This is a genomic window from Streptomyces sp. NPDC034670 (assembly GCF_055574875.1).
This window is the reverse complement of record NZ_JBVITR010000003.1, coordinates 231,372-242,251: the sequence shown is the minus strand read 5'-3', so window position 1 is coordinate 242,251 and position 10,880 is coordinate 231,372. Positions and strand designations below refer to the sequence as shown.

General features: G+C 74.9%; 14 protein-coding genes. 7 read left to right on the top strand and 7 right to left on the bottom strand.

Going from position 1 to position 10,880, the window contains the following annotated elements:
• Positions 1-163: 163 nt before the first annotated feature.
• From ACZ56B_RS03815 to ACZ56B_RS03805, 3 genes are all read right to left on the bottom strand, one after another.
• Complete coding sequence (locus ACZ56B_RS03815) at positions 164-733, bottom strand: hypothetical protein (protein ID WP_468785880.1); 570 nt, start codon at positions 731-733, stop codon at positions 164-166.
• Positions 734-823: 90 nt separating this feature from the next.
• Positions 824-1,759 (bottom strand): N-acetylmuramic acid 6-phosphate etherase, encoded by a 936-nt coding sequence (gene murQ, locus ACZ56B_RS03810; protein ID WP_468785878.1) that lies wholly within the window; start codon positions 1,757-1,759, stop codon positions 824-826.
• A gap of 145 nt (positions 1,760-1,904) precedes the next feature.
• Positions 1,905-2,846: a MurR/RpiR family transcriptional regulator gene (locus tag ACZ56B_RS03805; RefSeq protein ID WP_468785876.1), complete on the bottom strand. Its 942-nt coding sequence runs from the start codon at positions 2,844-2,846 to the stop codon at positions 1,905-1,907.
• A 56-nt stretch (positions 2,847-2,902) separates the two neighbouring features.
• Here ACZ56B_RS03805 and ACZ56B_RS03800 point away from each other — a divergent pair, with 56 nt between their 5' ends.
• Positions 2,903-3,310: a hypothetical protein gene (locus tag ACZ56B_RS03800; RefSeq protein ID WP_468785875.1), complete on the top strand. Its 408-nt coding sequence runs from the start codon at positions 2,903-2,905 to the stop codon at positions 3,308-3,310.
• A complete protein-coding gene (locus ACZ56B_RS03795; RefSeq protein ID WP_468785873.1) occupies positions 3,307-3,603 on the top strand; it encodes a DUF4031 domain-containing protein in 297 nt (98 codons plus the stop codon). The genes ACZ56B_RS03800 and ACZ56B_RS03795 overlap by 4 nt, the downstream gene beginning before the upstream one ends.
• Here ACZ56B_RS03795 and ACZ56B_RS03790 read toward each other — a convergent pair.
• Positions 3,585-4,634, bottom strand: coding sequence for a GNAT family N-acetyltransferase (locus ACZ56B_RS03790; RefSeq protein WP_468785932.1), 1,050 nt, complete (start codon positions 4,632-4,634; stop codon positions 3,585-3,587). The genes ACZ56B_RS03795 and ACZ56B_RS03790 overlap by 19 nt on opposite strands.
• Before the next feature lie 166 nt (positions 4,635-4,800).
• On the opposite strand from ACZ56B_RS03790, the gene ACZ56B_RS03785 reads away from it, so the two are divergent.
• Together ACZ56B_RS03785 and ACZ56B_RS03780 are read left to right on the top strand one after the other, a co-directional pair.
• On the top strand, positions 4,801-5,385 hold the full coding sequence (locus ACZ56B_RS03785) for a TetR/AcrR family transcriptional regulator (protein WP_468785871.1): 585 nt from the start codon (positions 4,801-4,803) through the stop codon (positions 5,383-5,385).
• 204 nt (positions 5,386-5,589) lie between these two features.
• On the top strand, positions 5,590-6,348 hold the full coding sequence (locus ACZ56B_RS03780) for an SDR family NAD(P)-dependent oxidoreductase (protein ID WP_468785869.1): 759 nt from the start codon (positions 5,590-5,592) through the stop codon (positions 6,346-6,348).
• 28 nt (positions 6,349-6,376) lie between these two features.
• Here ACZ56B_RS03780 and ACZ56B_RS03775 read toward each other — a convergent pair whose 3' ends face one another.
• Positions 6,377-7,042 (bottom strand): HD domain-containing protein, encoded by a 666-nt coding sequence (locus tag ACZ56B_RS03775; RefSeq protein WP_468785867.1) that lies wholly within the window; start codon positions 7,040-7,042, stop codon positions 6,377-6,379.
• 33 nt (positions 7,043-7,075) lie between these two features.
• On the bottom strand, positions 7,076-7,540 hold the full coding sequence (locus tag ACZ56B_RS03770) for an ATP-binding protein (RefSeq protein WP_468785865.1): 465 nt from the start codon (positions 7,538-7,540) through the stop codon (positions 7,076-7,078).
• Positions 7,541-7,649: 109 nt separating this feature from the next.
• Between ACZ56B_RS03770 and ACZ56B_RS03765 the strand changes: the two genes are divergently transcribed.
• The 3 genes from ACZ56B_RS03765 to ACZ56B_RS03755 all read left to right on the top strand — a co-directional run bounded on the left by ACZ56B_RS03765 (position 7,650) and on the right by ACZ56B_RS03755 (position 9,842).
• The gene (locus ACZ56B_RS03765; protein ID WP_468785863.1) at positions 7,650-8,495 is read left to right on the top strand and encodes a helix-turn-helix domain-containing protein; all 846 of its coding nucleotides are present in this window, start codon (positions 7,650-7,652) and stop codon (positions 8,493-8,495) included.
• Positions 8,492-8,695 (top strand): DUF397 domain-containing protein, encoded by a 204-nt coding sequence (locus ACZ56B_RS03760; RefSeq protein WP_468785861.1) that lies wholly within the window; start codon positions 8,492-8,494, stop codon positions 8,693-8,695. The genes ACZ56B_RS03765 and ACZ56B_RS03760 overlap by 4 nt, the downstream gene beginning before the upstream one ends.
• 265 nt (positions 8,696-8,960) lie before the next feature.
• Positions 8,961-9,842 (top strand): alpha/beta hydrolase, encoded by an 882-nt coding sequence (locus ACZ56B_RS03755; RefSeq protein ID WP_468785859.1) that lies wholly within the window; start codon positions 8,961-8,963, stop codon positions 9,840-9,842.
• A 99-nt stretch (positions 9,843-9,941) separates the two neighbouring features.
• Here ACZ56B_RS03755 and ACZ56B_RS03750 read toward each other — a convergent pair whose 3' ends face one another.
• Positions 9,942-10,835, bottom strand: a complete 894-nt coding sequence (locus tag ACZ56B_RS03750; RefSeq protein WP_468785857.1) for a Vgb family protein — start codon at positions 10,833-10,835, stop codon at positions 9,942-9,944.
• Between the last annotated feature and the right edge of the window lie 45 nt (positions 10,836-10,880).

Here is a 10,880-nt window from a genome sequence, read left to right as displayed (position 1 = left end):
GCCTCCTCCGGGCCGCCCCCCCCCGCCCCCCCTCCGCCCCCCCCCCCCCCCCCCCCCCCCCCACCCCCCCCCCCCCCCCCTCCCCCCCCCCCCCCCCCCCCCCCCCCCCCCCCCCCCCCCCCCCCCCCCCCCCCCCCCCCCCCCCCCCCCCCCCGGGACCGGGTCAGAAGTTGCCCATGGGCTCGATGTCGGTCCTGACCGGCGTGCCCCACACGCGCAGCACCTCGTAGTCGGTGAACTCGTGCACGATCCGGTACGCCATGGCGGGCCGGGGTCCGCGCCGCTGCGCCGCGATGTACAGCTCGGCCTCGCGCCGGTCCCGGCGGGGGGTGCCGCACAGCTGCCAGGCCCGGCCGTTCCACAGCTCCGGCAGCCAGCGCTGCTGCGGCTGGGGGCGGTCGCCGCGGACCCCGTACCGGGAGGGGACCGGCTCGGTGGGCCCCGGCGGCGGGGGCGGTCCGTTGAACTCGTCGCGGCGGGCGGCCCGGCGCCGGGTCTCGCACAGCAGGCACAGGTCGGGGGCGCTGGTGTCGACCGGTCCGGTGGGGTGCTCGGGGCAGCGCGTGCTGGGCGCGGCCGTGGTGACGCCCTCCTCCAGCAGGTCGAGGGCCCGCCGCAGGTCCGCCTTCACCTCGTGCAGCTCGGCGTCCGGGGTGTCGGCGCCGAGTGCCTCGCCGTGTTCGCCGAGGACGCGGAGAGCGCGGCCCAGGGCGGTGAGCTGCGCGTGGTTCATGTGTTCGTCTCCGGGTGGGGTGGATTCAGTATCCCAGTGTCCACGGGCGGCCGTCACCGCCGCCCTCTCCCCCGCGGCGTCCGGCCGCGGTCAGGTCCCCGCCGACGCCAGCGCCGCGCGCAGCCGGCCGCCGGACTCCTCCAGCAGGCGGGCCGCCGTCGGGCCGTCCACGTCGGCCAGCAGGACCAGGATCGCGTGCTTCACCTCGCCGTCCGCGGCGGCCAGGGCGCGGGCGACGGCCTCGTCCTCCGCTCCGGTCGCGAGGGCGACGATGCGGTGGGCGCGGGCGCGGAGCTTGTCGTTGGAGGCGCGGACGTCGACCATCAGGTTCCCGTACGTCTTGCCCAGCCGGATCATCGTGATCGTCGAGATCATGTTGAGGACCAGCTTCTGGGCCGTGCCGGCCTTCAGCCGGGTGGAGCCGGTGAGCAGCTCCGGGCCGACGACCACCTCGATGCCGTGCTCGGCGGCCGCCGCCAGCGGGCTGCCCGGGTTGCAGGCCAGGCCCACGGTCAGCGCGCCGCGGGCGCGGGCGTACGCGACGGCGCCGACGGCGTACGGGGTGCGGCCGGAGGCGGAGACGCCGACCACCGTGTCGTCGGCGGTCAGCGCCAGCGCGGCCAGGTCGGACTCGGCCAGCTCCCGGGAGTCCTCGGCGCCCTCGACCGAGGCGACCATCGCCTCGGGACCGCCCGCGATCAGGCCGACGACCCGGGCCGGGTCGGTGTTGAAGGTGGGCGGGCACTCCGAGGCGTCCAGGACGCCCAGCCGGCCCGCGGTGCCCGCGCCCGCGTAGACCAGCCGGCCGCCCCGGGCCATCCGGTCGGCGACGGCGTCGATCGCGGCGGCGATCTCGGGCAGCCGCCCGGCCACCGCGCCGGCCACGGTGGCGTCCTCGCCGTTCATCAGCCGGGCGATGTCCAGGGTGGGCAGCCGGTCGACGTCCGCCAGCTCCGGGCGGAACGCCTCGGTGGTCAGGGCCGCCAGCTCGGCGCGCAGGTCGGGGGAGTGGGGCGTGTGGGTCATGGAACGGCTCTCTTCGGTCGGTACGGCGTCTCGGTGCGCGGCCCCGCCGCCCGGGGGCGCGGTGCGGCCGCGTCCCCGCGCTCCCGCAGCTTTCCACGGCCCGGCCCCCCCGCGCGCCGGCCGCCCCGGCCGCTCCCGGCGGGGTCTACCGCGGGACGCTGCGGTGCCGGTGCGCCAGTGCCTCGTACGAGGCCGACAGCGCCGGGGCCGCCGACTCGTAGGTGCGCTGGGCGACCCCCACGAACAGGCAGTCCACCACCAGCAGCTGACCGGTCCGGGACGACATCGCGGCCGGGCGCAGCTCGCTCTCGCGGGCCGTGGACGTGGTCAGGACGTGGTCGGCGTACTGGGTGACGGGGCCGTCGGGGCGGCCGGTGACCGCCACCGTCGTCGCCCCGCGCTCGAACGCCACCCGGAGCGGTTCGATGACGTCCCCGGTCGACCCGGAGTGGGTGACGGCGATCGCCACGTCCCCCGCGCGCAGCTGCACCGCGTTGGTGACGGCGAGGTGGGGGTCGCTGTGGGCGTGCGCCATCAGGCCTATGCGCAGGAGCTTCTGCGTGAGGTCCTGGGCGACCAGCCCCGACGCGCCGACGCCGTACACGTCGGTGCGGCGGGCGGCGGCCAGGGCGGCCACGGCCGCGCCGAGCTGCACGGTGTCGAGGCCGGCCGCGGTGTCGGCGAGGGTCTGCTGCTCGTCGTAGGCGAGCTTGGCGACGACGTCGGCCAGGGGGTCGTCCACGGCGATGTCGGTGGTGAGGGCGGGGGCGCGGCCCGACTGCTGCTGGGCGGCCAGGCCGGCCAGCGCCAGGCGCAGATCGCGGTAGCCCGGATAGCCGAGCAGCCGGGCGGTGCGCACGACGGTGGCCTCGCTGGTGCCGGTGAGCTCGGCGAGCCCGGTGACCGTGAGGGCCGCGCAGCCGGCCGGGTCGGCGGCGACGGCCTCGGCGACCCGCTGCATGGAACGGGTCATCGACGGGGCCAGCGTGCGCACCTTGGCCGCCAGGGCGGCGGGCGCGGGCGGCGTGGTGCCGGGGACGCCCGGCCCGCGCCCGCTCGTGAAACTTTCCTTCGCGGGACGGATCACATGATGAAAGATATTTTCGGCTCGGTGGCGCGGTCAAGAGTGCGCACAATAGGAGCATGAACCCCCCAGGAGACTCCCAGGTCAACCCCGTCAGCCCTCTGGAGCAGGCGCTGCACGCGGCCCGCGCCCTCGTGCTCGCCGACCTGGTCGCCCGCGAGGTCGCCGAGGCGGACGTGGTCTCCCTGGTCGAGGAGTCCGTCGCCCAGCGCCGCTGGTGGGTCCGGCAGTGGCCGGACGGCGCCGCGTTCCTCGCCGGACTGGTGGCCCAGGACGTCCAGGACGCCCTGCTGGAGCGCTACGGCCGCTGGCCGCTGTGCCCGGTGTGCGGATCCGGCGACCCGCACGCGCTGGAGGTCGAACCCGAACTCGGCCCCGACCCGCACTGGGTGTGCCACAAGGCGGGCGTGAAGGTCGCGGCGGTGGGCGCGCTGGGCGGGGTCGGGGGCGGAGCGGCCTCGTCGTGACGGTGTACATCGACCCGCCCACCTGGCCGGGTCACGGCCGGCTGTGGTCCCACCTGATCAGCGACGTCTCCTACGCCGAACTGCACGCCTTCGCCGCCCGCCTGGGCGTCCCCCGCCGCGCCTTCGAACGCGACCACTACGACCTCCCGCTGCACCGGTACCCGGACGCCGTGCGCGCCGGGGCGGTCGAGGTCAGCAGCCGCGAGGTGGTGCGGCTGCTGCACGGGGCGGGGCTGCGGCGCCGGAAGGGCGCGGGCCGGGGAGCGGGCGCGGGTCAGCGGCTGATCCCGTAGGCGAACTCCGCCCCGCCGTCCCCGGACACCCGGGTGAACCCGGCGCGGGCGAGGACGTTCTGCGAGGCCACGTTCTCCCGGTCGACGCGGGCGGTCACGGTCCGCACGCCGTCCCGCTCCAGGGCCCGGGCCGCCAGCGCGCGCAGGGCCTCGGTCGCGTAGCCGTGGCCGCGGGCCTCCTCGACGAGGTCGTAGCCGACCTCCACCCGGCCCTCCTCGTCCGGGGCCCCGTGGAATCCCATCGCGCCCACCGCGCGGTCGTCCTCGTTCCGGACCAGCACGTACATGGTCCACTCCGGGTGGAAGACCCCGTCCTCGTACTGCTCGGCCATGATCCCGGCGCCCTCCCGGGTGCCGTCGGCGGGGCCCGGGCCGGCCCAGTCGAACCCGCCGTCCCCGCCCAGGGACAGGTCGGCGGCGACCGCGGGGGTGACCCCCTCCAGGGTGAGCCGTTCGGTGCGGAGCACCGGGTTGTTGCTCCAGTGCCACGCGGTGACGGGCTCCCGGCCCGGCAGCTCGCCGCGGCCGGTGGCCCACAGCAGGGTCGGCCACGGGGCGGGGCCGGGCCGGACCCGCGGGAAGATCCGGGTGAGGACGAAGGACGCCAGGGGGGCGGGCGGTTCGTACGGCGGGCCGCCCAGGCCCTCGACGACGTCGTGCGTGTGCAGCAGCACCTCGGCCACGCCCATCGCGGCGAAGCCCTCGCGGTTCGCGTGCCCGAAGGGGAAGGGGTGGAAGGCGCGGACCGCGCGGGGGGTGGTGCGGACGGCGGCGGCGAACAGGGCGCCGGTCGTGGCGATCACCTGCAGCACCCCGGCGTTGTCGGCGCCCTCCTCCAGGGTGATCCGGAAGGGCGCGTAGCCGTCGGCCGCGCGCCCGGCCAGCTGGCTCGCGTACCCGAGGAGGACCTCGGCGACGTGCGCCGCCGTCTCCCGGCAGCTCCACTCCAGCCGCCCCGCCCGCACCCCCTCCCAGTCCCGGCCGGCGACCGCCCCCAGCGCCGCCACGCAGTCCGCGACGGCCTCCTCCACCTGTTCCGCTCCCACAGCGCGCATGACCGGCAGGCTAGGCGGGCGGCGCGGGCGCGGTCGACAGCATTTCCCGACGTCCCGCCCGCCGCCGTGGGAGCGCGGCAAGTCGGGCCTGCCGAACGGCAGTTGTTTGACAGGTCGTTCCAGAAACCCTACGGTCCTCGATGTGGCCAGGACCAAGGAATTCGATCCGGACGCCGTGCTGCAGTCGGCCCTCGAGCTGTTCTGGCGGCGCGGCTACGAGGCGACCTCGATGAGCGACCTCGTCGAGCATCTCGGCATCGGCCGGGCGAGCCTCTACGCGACCTTCGGCAACAAGCACGAGCTGTACCTGAAGGCCCTGGACCGGTACACCGGGACGCGCGACCCGCTGCTCCTCGCCGAGCTGTCCCAGCCGGGCCCCGCGCTGCCCGCGGTGCGGGCGGTGGTGCGCCGCTTCGCGGCGGAGGCCGCCTCCCTCGGGGGGCGGCTGAACGGCTGCTTCGTCACCAACACGGCGGCCGAGCTGGCCCCGCACGACCCCGCGGCGGCCCGCCGGGTCGAGAGCAGCTGGGGGCACCTGGAGACCCTGCTGCACTCCGCGCTCGTCCGGGCCCGGGCCCAGGGCGAGCTGCCCGAGGGGCGTGATCCGCGCGCGCTGGCCCGGATGCTCCTCGTCCTGCTGCAGGGCGTGCGGGTCGTCGGCAAGGCGTCGGACGACCCCGCCCGGGTGCGGGACGCGGCCGAGCAGGCGCTGGCCCTGCTGGACTGACGCACGCGCGGACGGAGGCACCGGGCTTCCCTTCGCCTGCCCGCATATTGAACCGATCGATCCGGTAAGGGGGGTCTGGCGGCCGGGAGCGCCGCCCGTGTTTCCGGCCCACGGCGGCGGGGCGCCCGCGTGCCCCTCGCCGCGCCTCTCCCGGACCACCGCACCGGACAGCCCGCGCACCGAAGGACATGAGGAGTCATCGAGATGAACCGCTTCACCGGCAGGACCGCCCTCGTCACCGGAGCCGGTTCCGGCCTCGGCCGCGCGATCGCGCTCGCCCTCGCCGCCGAGGGCGCGTCCGTGGTCGCCGCGGGACGCACCGCGGCCACCCTGGAGGAGACGGCCGGCCTCATCGCGGCGGCCGGCGGCACGGCCGCCGCGGTCACCACCGACGTCACCGACTCGGGCCGGCTGCGGGACCTCGTACGCGAGAGCGTCGACCGCTTCGGCGGACTGGACATCGCGGTCAACAACGCCGGGATACTCCGCGGGACCGTACCCGCGGGCGAGGTGAGCGAGGAGGACTGGGACGCGGTGCTGCGGACCAACGTCACCGGCGTCTGGCTGGCGATGAAGCACGAGATCGCGCACATGAGGGAGAACGGCGGCGGCGTCATCGTCAACGTCTCCTCCAACCTGGGCGCGCACCTGCGGATCCCGAACCTCGCCGCCTACATCACCTCGAAGGCGGCGGTCTCCGCGCTGACCCGGGCCGCCGCCCTCGACCACATCCACCAGGGCGTCCGCATCAACGCGGTCAGCCCGGGCGCCGCCGCCGCTCCCATGTCGCTGCGGCCCGGCGAGACCGAGGCCGAGCGCGCCGAGCGGATGAAGTCGGAGAACCCGCTCGGCCGGGCGGCGGAGGCCGAGGAGGTGGCGGCCGCGGTGCTCTACCTCGCCTCCCCCGCGGCGGGCGCGGTGGTCGGCACCGACCTGGTCGTCGACAGCGGGTCGTCCGCCTGACGGGCTGTCCGCCCGGCGGACGGAACGGCTAGGCGGGGGGCGCGGGCGCGGTCGACAGCATGTCCAGCTCGCCGCGCAGGTTGTAGCGGGCCGTGGCCTCCCAGTGCTCCCGGCCGTACGGGGTGCGGAACAGGCGCCGCAGGGCGAGGAGTTCGCGCAGGACGGCGGCGCGGCTCTCGCGGAAGGCGTCGGCCGGCACGAAGTGGTACTCCTCGCGGACGGCGGCGGTGAAGGCGGCGTACGCCGCCGGCGGCGAGGCCAGGACCGCCAGGTCGGCGTCGCACAGCACCTGGCCGTCGCGGTCGTCGCCGGCCGGATCGTGCGTGACGGTGAGCCGGACCAGCCGGGCCACCTCCGCCGCCTTCTCCTCGGGAACCCCGGCCTCGGGCAGCGCGCGCTCGGCCAGCCGGGCCGACCGCTCCTCGTTCTCGGAGCGGTCCGGCAGGTACACCGCGTCGTGGAACCAGGCGGCGAGCCGCACGACGTCCGGGTCGTCCGCGTACTCGGCCAGCGTGCCGTCGACGTGGTCCAGGACCGCGGTGAGGTGGGCGAGCGTGTGGTAGCGACGCTGCGGCTCCTGCCAGCGGGCGAGGAGGTTGTCGGCGTAGGGCACGGGGTCGGGGCCGCCGCCGGGGGCCCGGGCCCCTTCCAGGGCGCGGACGAAACGGGCGCGCAGGGCATCGGTATCGGCCATGGGGCCATTGTTCCCGGTGCACGCCCCGAGGGGTCACAGATCCAGCTCGACCCGCACGGTCTTCCCGGGGCCGCCGTCCTCGCGCGGCACGACGCACATCCGGCTCACCAGGCAGGACACCAGCCAGAGACCGCGGCCCGCCTCCGCCCCGGGGTCCTGGGGGAGACGGGGCCGGGCCGGGGGCAGAAGGTCGCCCCGGGTGTCGGTGACCTCGACGCGGACGAGGTCGCGGGCGGCGGTCAGGGCCAGGGCCAGACGGAAGTCGCGGCCCGGGACACGACCGTGGGTCACCGCGTTGGCGGCGAGTTCGGCCACGACGAGCGTCACGGTCCCGTTCACCTCGGACGCGTACGGGAAACCCCAGACGTCCAGACGGTGGGAGGCGAGCCGCCGGGCCAGGCGGGCGCCGCGCGGGGTGGAGGTGAAGCACAGGGAGAACTCTTCGGCACGCGCCGCGGACCGGCCGCTGTGCTCGAAGGGGGGAACTTCAGTCGTCATGAGGGTGAGCCTCGTGTGACGTGCGTACGGTGACCAGCGACTACGTCCTTACACAGTGCTGCTGTGAGGACGCTCAACGTGTCTGTCGGGGCAGGGACAGAGGTGGCCCATGGTGCAGGTTCCGGAACAGGCGGTCGCGGCGCGCGGCCGGGATTCCGCCGACGAGCTTCTGCGGTGCTTCGGTAGGCAGATCAAGCTCTTCCGGGAACGCGCCGGCCTGACCCAGGCCGCTCTCGGCCCGCTCCTCGGATACAGCGAGGCGCAGATCGCCGCGATCGAACAGGGACGGCGTGTCGCCCGGCCGGACACCATCGAGAAACTGGACACGTTGCTCGAGGCCGACGGAGTCCTGCTCGCGATGAAGCAGGCCGTGGCACTCACGCGGTACCCCGCCTTCTTCCGGGACGCCGCGCGCATCGAGGAGACCGCGATCGAGTTCCACCAGTACGCGCCACTGATCGTGCCGGGGATGCTGCAGACCGAGGACTACGCCAGAACGATGTTCACGGTGTGGCGTCCGCGCCGGAACGAGGTGGAGATCGACCAGATGGTGTCGGCACGGCTCGCCCGGCACAAGCTCTTCGGCCGTGAGCCCGCGCCCGTGCTCAGCTTCGTCCTGGAGGAAGCAGTCCTCCAACGACCCATCGGCGGCTTCGAAGTGCTGCGAGGCCAACTCGAGCACTTGCTCCTCACCGGCCAGAACCCGAACGTGGAGATTCAGGTGATGCCGACCGAGGCGACCGACCACGCTTGTGTGGACGGCCCGTTCACGTTGATGGTGCCGGAAGGAGGGGACCAGGTGGCCTACTTGGAGAGCCAGGGAAGCGGTCGGGTGATCACCGAGAGGGAAATCGTCCGTGGCATCGCGGCGCGTTATGGAATCATCCGGGCCCAGGCGCTGACCCCGAAGGAGTCCCTGCGCCGCATCGAGAAGCTGCTGCAAGGAGACTCATGACAAGCGAGCAGTCCAAGGGCCAGTCGCTCCACTGGTTCAAGTCCAGCTACAGCGGTGGTTCTGGAGGCGACTGCGTCGAGGTCGCCGCCCTCCCCGCATCCGTGCACGTCCGCGACTCCAAGGACACCGGCCGGGGCGCCTTCGCGGTGGCCCCCGCCGCCTGGTCCGCCTTCGTCGCGCACGCCCGCCACGCGCACTGACCGAAAACCGACGTCAACACGGTGCATAGGGCTGCACCAGGTCCTGGGGCCGCTCCTTCGGGAGCGGCCCGAGCGCTTTCCGGGAGGCGGCCGCGAGCAGGGGCGGCCCGCACCAGCGGAAGGGCCGATAACGGGTAGTGCGGACGATCTTCCGCTGGGTAGTGTGAGCCGCCCGAGCACGAACAGCTGTCCGCACGCCGCCCCCCCCCAGGCTCCCCGGCCGACCGCGACGCGCGTGCCGTCGACCCGAAGGAGACCGGAAGAAGTGAGCAACCAGGTGCACCCGACGTTCGTCCTGGTCCACGGGGCCTTCGCGAACTCCTTCTCCTTCGCGCCGCTCCAGGCCGAGCTCGGCCTCCTCGGGCACCGTTCGGTCGCCGTCGACCTGCCCGGCCACGGCTTCGGGGCGACCTACACCCGTGCCTACCAGGCGCCGCAGGACCTCGAAGGGCTCGCCACCGCGCCCGGCGCGATCAAGGGCGTCACGCTCGCCGACAACGCCGCGCACCTGATCGGGGTCCTGGAGCGGGCCAAGCGGAACGGCCCCGTGATCCTCGTCTCCCACAGCCGCGGCGGCGTCACGGCCACGGCCGCGGCCAACGCGCGGCCGGACCTGATCGACCGCATCGTCTACGTCGCGGCCTGGTGCCCGGTCGCGCTGGACGTCAACGACTACTACGCCGAGCCGGAGATGGCCACGGTCGACGCCGCCTCCCTGGGCCTGGCGATGGTCGGGAACCCGGCCGAACTCGGCCTGCTCCGCGTCAACTTCCGCACCGCGGACCCGGACGCCCTCGCGGCGTTCAGGGCGGCCTTCCTCGCCGACGGCACCGACGAGGAGTTCCTGACCTTCCTCAACACCTTCCAGCCCGACGAGAACCTGGACGTCGGCACCTCCGCCGACCGGGCGCAGGCCGCGACCTGGGGCCGCGTCCCGAAGACCTACGTCCGCCTGACCGACGACGCGAGCATGCCGCTCCCCCTGCAGGACCGGCTGATCCGCGAGGGCGACGCGCTGACGCCGGACAACCCGTACGACGTCCGCACGCTCCCGGGCAGCCACCTGAAGTGGCTGGTCGACCCGGCACCGACGGCCCGGCTCCTGGGCGAACTCGCCACCCTCCCGGCCCCGTCCGCGCGGACGTGACCGACGCCGGCCGGGAACGGCGCGGGAGCGCACCCGGCCCGTGCCGCCCGTACTGACGGCACGGGCGGCACGGCGGCGCCGGCGGGCCGCGGCACCGGACTACGGCGCCACCCGCGCGACCCCTCCCGTCTCGAGGGCCGTCCAGAGGGCGCCGTCGGGCCCCAGGGCGATGCCGTGCGGTTCGCACGACGGCGACGGCAGGTCGTACTCGGTGATCTCGCCGTCCGCGGTGGCGCGGCCCACGCGGCCGGCTCCCCATTCGGTGAACCAGCAGTCCCCGGTGGAGGCCGCGACGATGGCGTGCGGCCCGGCCGTGCGGTCGGGGAGGGGGAACTCCGTGATCCCGCCGTCCACCGAGATCCTGCCGATTTGTCCCGCCGCGATCTCGACGAACCACAGGGCCGTGCCGTCACCGGTGATGCCCACGGGTCCGGCGTCCGGGGTGGGCAGGGGGTGGACGGAGGTGTCGCCGTCGGTGGTGATGCGGCCGATCGCGTTCGCCCGGTTGAGGGTGAACCACAGGGCCCCGTCCGGGCCGGTGGTGATCGCCGAGGGAAAGCCGCCCGTGACCGGGAGAGCGAACTCGGTGACCTCTCCCTCCCCGGTGATGCGGCCGACGCGGTCGGTGTTCGTCTCCGTGAACCACACCGCGCCGTCCGGGCCCGCCGTGATGCCGAAGGGCCCGCCGCCGGGTGTCGGCAGGGGGAAGGAGTCCACGTCGCCGTCGGTGGTGATGCGGCCGATCCGGTGGTCCTGGTAGCGGGTGAACCACAGGGCCCCGTCCGGACCGGGGGCGATGACCGTGGGACGGCAGGCGGGGGAGTCCAGGGGGTACTCCCTGGACTCGCCGTCGAGGGTGAGGCGCGCGATGCGGCCACTGCCCACGAGGGTGAGCCACAGGGCACCGTCGGGACCGGCCGTGATGCCGTAGGGCCCGGCCTCCTCGTCCGCCACGCGGATCTCCCTGACGGCCGGGGCGTGGGAATGGGACACAACGACTCCTTACCACCCCGTCGGGAACGGGGAGTTCGGCCTCCG

What these genes read in the sequence shown, in the direction of transcription:
- ACZ56B_RS03770 (WP_468785865.1), bottom strand. Translation starts at nt 7,540, where the DNA reads ATGACGACTGAAGTTCCCCCCTTCGAGCACAGCGGCCGGTCCGCGGCG.
- murQ (WP_468785878.1), bottom strand. Translation starts at nt 1,759, where the DNA reads ATGACCCACACGCCCCACTCCCCCGACCTGCGCGCCGAGCTGGCGGCC.
- ACZ56B_RS03780 (WP_468785869.1), top strand. Translation starts at nt 5,590, where the DNA reads ATGAACCGCTTCACCGGCAGGACCGCCCTCGTCACCGGAGCCGGTTCC.
- ACZ56B_RS03765 (WP_468785863.1), top strand. Translation starts at nt 7,650, where the DNA reads ATGGTGCAGGTTCCGGAACAGGCGGTCGCGGCGCGCGGCCGGGATTCC.
- ACZ56B_RS03815 (WP_468785880.1), bottom strand. Translation starts at nt 733, where the DNA reads ATGAACCACGCGCAGCTCACCGCCCTGGGCCGCGCTCTCCGCGTCCTC.
- ACZ56B_RS03775 (WP_468785867.1), bottom strand. Translation starts at nt 7,042, where the DNA reads ATGGCCGATACCGATGCCCTGCGCGCCCGTTTCGTCCGCGCCCTGGAA.
- ACZ56B_RS03800 (WP_468785875.1), top strand. Translation starts at nt 2,903, where the DNA reads ATGAACCCCCCAGGAGACTCCCAGGTCAACCCCGTCAGCCCTCTGGAG.
- ACZ56B_RS03760 (WP_468785861.1), top strand. Translation starts at nt 8,492, where the DNA reads ATGACAAGCGAGCAGTCCAAGGGCCAGTCGCTCCACTGGTTCAAGTCC.